Here is a 6604-nt window from a genome sequence, read left to right as displayed (position 1 = left end):
GCACCAGGACCAGTCCGAGACGCGCCGCGATCTCCCGGACCAGCGGGTACGTCAGCGGTTCCACCCCGACCCGGCCACCGGGCCGGACCAGGGCGGCGAGGGTGGCGGCGATCGCCTGCCGGGCGTTGCCGGTGAACACGATCCGCTCGGGGGCGGCCGGCAGCCCGCTCCGGGCGAGCAGGGCGGAGACCGCCGCCCGCGCCTCGGGGGTGCCCGCCGCCCCGGCCGGACGCAGCAGCGCCTCGCCGAGCGCGTCCGGCCGCAGCAGCGGGGCCAGCGCCGGGGCCAGCAGCTCCGACTGGCCGGGCACGGACGGGTAGTTGAGCTCCAGGTTGACCAGCGGGGTGCCGGCCGCCTCGGTCAGGGCGATCCCCGGCTGCCCGTCCGGGGCGGTGGCCCGCACGAACGTGCCGCGCCCCACCTCGCCCACCACCAGCCCCCGGCGCACGAGTTCGGCGTACACCCGCCCGGCCGTCGACGGCGCGATGCCGTGCCTGCGCGCGAACGCCCGCTGCGGCGGCAGCCGTTGACCGGGCCGGAGCCGGCCGCCGGTGATGTCGGCCGCGATCCGGTCGGCGATGCGCCGGTAGTCGTCCATCAAGTCCCCCAGTTCTCCGGCGCATTGGATTGCACCGAGAGCAAAGATCTTATTGCACCGAGCCAGGAGGCGGCCTAGGGTCGTTGCCATGCCCCCCTACCTCGCATTCGAGGACAAAGACCCCGGACCCACCTCCCGGGTTCCCCTCGTCCTCGTCCACGGACACCCCTTCGACCGCACCATGTGGCAGCCGCAGCTCGCCGCCTTCGCCGCCGGCCGCCGGGTGATCGCCCCCGACCTGCGCGGCTACGGCGCCTCCCCGGTCACCCCCGGCACCGTCCCGCTCTCCCGCCACGCCCAGGACATCGCGGACCTCCTGGACCACCTGGGCGTGGACACCTTCGCCCTGGCCGGCCTCTCCATGGGCGGCCAGATCGTCATGGAGTGCCACCGCCTCCTCGGCGACCGGATCCGCGGCCTGGTCCTCGCCGACACCTTCCCCGCCGCCGAGACCCCCCAGGGCCGGCGGGACCGCGCCGCCATGGCCGAACGGCTGCTCGCCGAGGGCATGCGGGGCTACGCCGACGAGGTACTGGACAAGATGGTCGCCCCCTACGCCGACCCCGAGGTCAAGGCGCATGTGCACCGCATGATGACCGCCACCTCCCCCGAAGGCGCGGCGGCCGCCCTGCGCGGCCGGGCCGAACGCCCCGACTACCGCGACCTGCTGACCCGGGTCACCGTGCCCGCCCTCGTCGTCGTCGGCGCCGACGACACCTACACCCCCGTCTCCGACGCCGAGGCGATGCACGCGGCCCTCCCCGACTCCACCCTGCACGTCATCGAAGGCGCCGCCCACCTGCCCAACCTGGAACGCCCCGAGGAGTTCAACCGGGCCCTGGCCGCCTTCCTGGCACGCCTGGACGACTGACCGCCGACGCCCCCGGACCCCCGCGCGGGAACCGAAATCGGCCGAACAATCCATAATGGGCCCATGCCCCGAGAGTTCCCCATCAGCCTCACCCCTCCCGACTGGCTGGTGCGGAACCTCACACCCCAGCAGGCACCCTTCAACCGGGCCGCCATGGCCCGCGCCGCCCTCGGCATGGCCCTCCCCCTCGCCCTCGGCCTCGCCGCCGGCCACCCCGCCTACGGCGCCCTCGCCTCCATGGGCGCCCTGTCCGGCGTCATCGGCGACACCGCCGACGCCTACCGCATGCGCGTCCTCAACATCGCCGTCCCCCAGCTCTTCGGCGCGGTCGGCGTCACCCTGGGCGCACTCGCCCACGGCCACGGCTGGTACGCGGTCGCCGCGGTCACCGGGGTCGCGCTGGTCTCCGGCATGATCTCGACGATCGGCGCGGTCGCCTCCGTCTCCGGCCTGCTGCTCCTCCTCAACTGCGTGGTCGGCGCGGGCCTCCCGCTGCCCTCCCCCTGGTGGCTGGCCCCCGCCCTGATGACCGGCGGCGGCCTCCTGGTCCTCCTGCTGGCCCTGCTGGCCTGGCCGTTGCGCGCGGGCGTCCCCGAACGGGCCGCGGTCGCCGCCACCTACCGCACGGCCGCCGACCTCCTCGCCGCCGCCGGCACGGACCGCACCGAGGAGTACGAGGAGACCCGCCGCGCCGTCACCCAGTCCCTGAACGAGGCGTACGACCTGATCCTCGCCCGGCGCGCCCGCCACCACGGCCGCAGCCGCGAACTCACCCGGCTCCTCGCCCAGCTCAACGCCATCACCCCGGTCATCGAAGCGGCACCCGCGGCCCACCTGGCCGCCCGCCCGCTCCCCCCGCAGATCCCACGGGCACTGCACCACCTGGCGCGGTCCGTCGCCGCGGACGACACCCCGGTACCGCCCCTGCGCCTCCCCGTCCCCACCACCGAGACCGCCCGCGCCGTGGACCACGCCCTGCGGCACGCCGCCGAGGTCGTCACCGCGCCCGACGCCGACCCCCGCGGCATCGACGACCGCCTCGGCCGGCCCGCCGCCCTCGGCATCCGCACCGCCCGCGCCGCCCGCAACGTCGTGCTGTCCGCCAACTCCTGGCGCTACGGCGTACGCCTCGCGGTCTGCATCGGCACCGCCCAGGCCCTGGTCTCCCTGATCCCCGTCCCGCGCTCCTACTGGGTCGCCCTGACCATCACCTTCGTCCTCAAGCCCGACTTCGGCTCGGTCTTCTCCCGCGCCCTGCTGCGCGCGCTCGGCACGGTCGCCGGCCTGGTGCTCGCCGCGGTCGTCCTGGCCGAGGTCCCGCTGGGCTGGTGGGACGTACCGGTCCTCTTCCTCCTCGCCCCGCTCGTCCCGGCCCTCACCCCGCGCGGCTACGGCTACCAGACCGCCGCCATCACCCCGGTGATCCTGCTGCTCTCCGACATCCTCAACCACCAGGGCACCGCCCTGCTGCTGCCCCGGCTGAACGACTCCCTCATCGGCTGCGCCATCGCCCTGACCGCCGGCTACCTCTTCTGGCCGGAGAGCTGGCACACCCGGGTCGGCGACCGCCTGGCCGACGCCGTCGCCGACACCGCCGCCTACGTGGAGGCCGCCTTCCACCCCGGCACCACGCCCGCCGCCTGGGCCCGCATGCGCCGACGCCTCTACCAGGACCTGTCCGTCATCCGCACCGAGTTCCAGCGGGCCCTGACCGAGCCCCCGCCGACCGGCCGGCGCGCGGCCGCCTGGTGGCCGCTGGTCGTCGCCGTCGAACGCATCGTGGACGCCACGACGGCGGCCCGCGTCCGCGTCCGGCACGGGGCCGCGCCGCCGTCCTCCATCGAGATCACCCAGGTGACCCTGCAACTGCGGGAGCTGTCCGAAGGCGTACGCAACGCGGACTCACCGACGGCGGTACGCACCGATCTGACCGGCCCCGCGGGCAGCGTCCTCGAACCCCTCCGCCAGGAGGTCGCCGCGGCCCGCGCCCTCACATCACCGCACTGACACGTTCCCGCCGCACAAGGCCGCTAACCTTACGTGTCCGTCCTGGCCAGGGATCGACGGGCTACAACCTCACGTGAAGGGTTGCGCACATGGGCATTCTCACTCTCCTGCGGAACGCATTCGGCCGCTCCCGCAAGTCACGAGCCACCGCCCCGGAGGGTGCGATCCCGTCCCCGGACGCCCGCCAGTCCCCTTCGGAGACCACCACCGCCGACGAACACGACCTGGTGACAGCGGCCTTCGACAACATCAAGGTCCCCCACCAGCAGACTCCGCCGGACACCACCCCCGAGCAGCCGACTCCGACCGAGGCCGACGTCGAGCAGCCGGCTCCGACCGAGGCCGAGACCGAGCAGAAGGCTGAAGAGCCCGTCAAGGCCAAGGCCGAGAAGCCCGCTCCGGCCGAGGCTCAGACTGAAGAGGCCGTTCCTGCACAGGCCGAGGCAAAGGTCGAGGACAAGGCTGAACAGCCGACCACGGCCGAGGAGCCCCAGCCGGCGAAGGCCGACGAGAAGCCGACCGAAACAAACCCCGAGCTGGCGGAGGCGGAGCCGAAGGCGGAGGCGGAGCCGGCGCCGGAGCCGGCCACCGCGGAGGAAACCACCCCGGAGGCAGCCGCGCCAGAGGCCGGGGCTGACGCGGAAGCGGAGGCCGGGGCTGACGCGAAGGCCGCCGCTGACGCCAAGGCGGAGGCCGACGCGAAGGCGAAGGCGGAGGCCGACGCGAAGGCGAAGGCGGAGGCCGACGCGAAGGCGAAGGCGGAGGCCGACGCCAAGGCGAAGGCGGAGGCTGACGCCAAGGCGAAGGCGGAGGCTGACGCGAAGGCGAAGGCTGACGCGAAGGCGGAGCCGGAGGCGGAGGCCGAGGCGGAGGCCGAGGCCGGGGCGAAGGCTGACGCGGAGGCGGAGGCGGAGGCGGAGGCCGAGGCGGAGGCCGAGGCGGAGGCCGAGGCGGAGGCTGTTGAGGCGACGACGTTGCCGCAGGCCGCCGACGGCGAGGACACCCCACAGGGGCCACCCGCACCCGACAACGCATCCCGCACGGGTGGTGCGGGTGGGAGCACGGACGCCGAAGGCGAAGCCGAGGCGAACCCGACCCCGCAGGCGCCGCAGGCAGACGCGCCGCAGGCACCCCGTGCGGGTGGGAGCACGGACGCCGAAGGCGAAGCCGAGGCGAACCCGGCCCCGCAGGCGCCGCAGGCAGACGCACCCACCCCCGCCAAACCCGCCACCCCCCTCACCAAGGTCAAGGCACACGCCCCCGCCCTGGCCACCGCCTACAAGGCCGCCGCGGCCACGCTGAAGAAGACCGACCTCACCGGCACCCGAGCGAAGCTCTACCTCGTGCTGGACCGCTCCGCGAGCATGCGCCCGTACTACCAGGACGGCTCCGCCCAGGCCCTCGCCGACCAGACCCTAGCTCTCGCCGCCCACCTGGACCCCGAGGCCACGGTCCACGTCGTCTTCTTCTCGACGGAGGTCGACGGCACCACCGACCTCACCCTCGCCCCGGACCACGAGACGAAGATCGACGACGTGCACGCCGGCCTCGGCCGCATGGGCCGTACCAGCTACCACGCCGCCGTGGAGGCCGTACTCGCCCACCACGAGAAGACGGCCGGCCCCGCCGGTTCCTCCGCCCCCGCCCCCGCCCCCGCCCTCGTCGTCTTCCAGACCGACGGCGCCCCCGACGCCAGGACTCCCGCCACCCAGGCCCTCTCCGACGCCGCGGAGAGTCACCCCTCGGTGTTCTTCTCCTTCGTCGCCTTCGGTGACCACGACAACAAGGCCTTCGACTACCTGCGCAAGCTGAAGACCCCGAACACGTCCTTCTTCCACGCGGGCCCGGCTCCCCGCGAGCTCACGGACGCCCAGCTCTACGAGGGTGTCCTGGCCGCCTGGCGCCCGTGACCCCGTGCCGCCCGCTTCTCAGCCCGCAAAACGGGAAGCGGGCGGCATACACACGTCGGCTACGATTTCAAGGTTCGTACACGTAGCGACCTGGGAGCAGCCCGCGATGGCTCGACACCTCATCACCAGCGCCCTTCCGTACATCAACGGGATCAAGCACCTGGGCAACATGGTGGGGTCCATGCTCCCGGCGGACGTGTACTCCCGGTACCTCCGCCAGCGCGGCCACGACGTCCTGTACATCTGCGCGACGGACGAGCACGGCACCCCCGCGGAGCTGGCCGCCAAGGAGCAGGGCCTACCGGTGGCCGAGTTCTGCGCGCAGGCGCACGACGCCCAGAAGGCGGTCTACGACGGCTTCGCGCTCGCGTTCGACTACTTCGGCCGCAGCTCCAGCCCGGAGAACCGCGAGATCACCCAGCACTTCGCCCGGAAGCTGAACGAGAACGGCTTCATCGAGGAGCGGGCGATCCGCCAGGTCTACTCGCCCGCCGACGGCCGTTTCCTGCCGGACCGCTACGTCGAGGGCACCTGCCCGCACTGCGGCTACGACAAGGCCCGCGGCGACCAGTGCGAGAACTGCACCCGGGTGCTGGACCCGACCGACCTGATCAACCCGCGTTCGGCGATCTCCGGCTCCACGGACCTGGAGGTCCGCGAGACCAAGCACCTCTTCCTGCTCCAGTCCAAGCTGCAGCACGAGGTCGAGCAGTGGGTCGCCCGGCACGAGGCGGACTGGCCGCAGCTCGCCTCCTCCATCGCCCGCAAGTGGCTGACCGAGGGCCTGCACGACCGGGCGATCACCCGCGACCTGGACTGGGGTGTCCCGGTCCCGGCGGACACGTGGCCGGAGCTGGCGGCCGAGGGCAAGGTCTTCTACGTCTGGTTCGACGCCCCGATCGAGTACATCGGCGCGACGAAGGAGTGGGCCGACCAGGACCCGGAGAACCGGGACTGGAAGTCCTGGTGGTACGAGGCGGACGACACGGTCCGCTACACCGAGTTCATGGCGAAGGACAACGTCCCCTTCCACACGGTGATGTTCCCGGCCACCGAGCTGGGCGTGCGCGAGCCGTGGAAGAAGGTCGACTTCGTCAAGGCGTTCAACTGGCTGACGTACTACGGCGGCAAGTTCTCCACCTCGCAGAAGCGGGGCGTCTTCACCGACCAGGCGCTGGACATCCTGCCCGCCGACTACTGGCGCTACTTCCTGATCGC

At 73.2% G+C, this 6604-nt stretch carries 5 protein-coding genes; 4 read left to right on the top strand and 1 reads right to left on the bottom strand.

Translation table 11 applies throughout. The features are described from left to right. Nucleotides 1-598, bottom strand: a 598-nt coding sequence (locus tag IE312_RS41840) for a GntR family transcriptional regulator (RefSeq protein WP_229900440.1), incomplete at its 3' end; no start/stop codon positions are given. Nucleotides 599-686: 88 nt separating this feature from the next. On the opposite strand from IE312_RS41840, the gene IE312_RS26040 reads away from it, so the two are divergent. The 4 genes from IE312_RS26040 to metG all read left to right on the top strand — a co-directional run. Further along, nucleotides 687-1469: an alpha/beta fold hydrolase gene (locus tag IE312_RS26040; RefSeq protein WP_189984765.1), complete on the top strand. Its 783-nt coding sequence runs from the start codon at nt 687-689 to the stop codon at nt 1467-1469. Nucleotides 1470-1532: 63 nt separating this feature from the next. After that, nucleotides 1533-3476, top strand: coding sequence for an FUSC family protein (locus tag IE312_RS26035; protein ID WP_189984764.1), 1944 nt, complete (start codon nt 1533-1535; stop codon nt 3474-3476). Nucleotides 3477-3565: 89 nt separating this feature from the next. Continuing rightward, on the top strand, nt 3566-5386 hold the full coding sequence (locus IE312_RS26030) for a VWA domain-containing protein (RefSeq protein WP_189984763.1): 1821 nt from the start codon (nt 3566-3568) through the stop codon (nt 5384-5386). A 106-nt stretch (nt 5387-5492) separates the two neighbouring features. Further along, nucleotides 5493-6604, top strand: a 1112-nt coding sequence (metG, locus tag IE312_RS41835) for a methionine--tRNA ligase (RefSeq protein ID WP_229900439.1), incomplete at its 3' end; no start/stop codon positions are given.

It is taken from the genome of Streptomyces capoamus (genome assembly GCF_014654935.1).
Lineage (GTDB): Bacteria > Actinomycetota > Actinomycetes > Streptomycetales > Streptomycetaceae > Streptomyces > Streptomyces capoamus.
The sequence above is the reverse complement of the archived record's forward strand: the minus strand, read 5'-3'. Positions and strand labels throughout refer to the sequence as shown.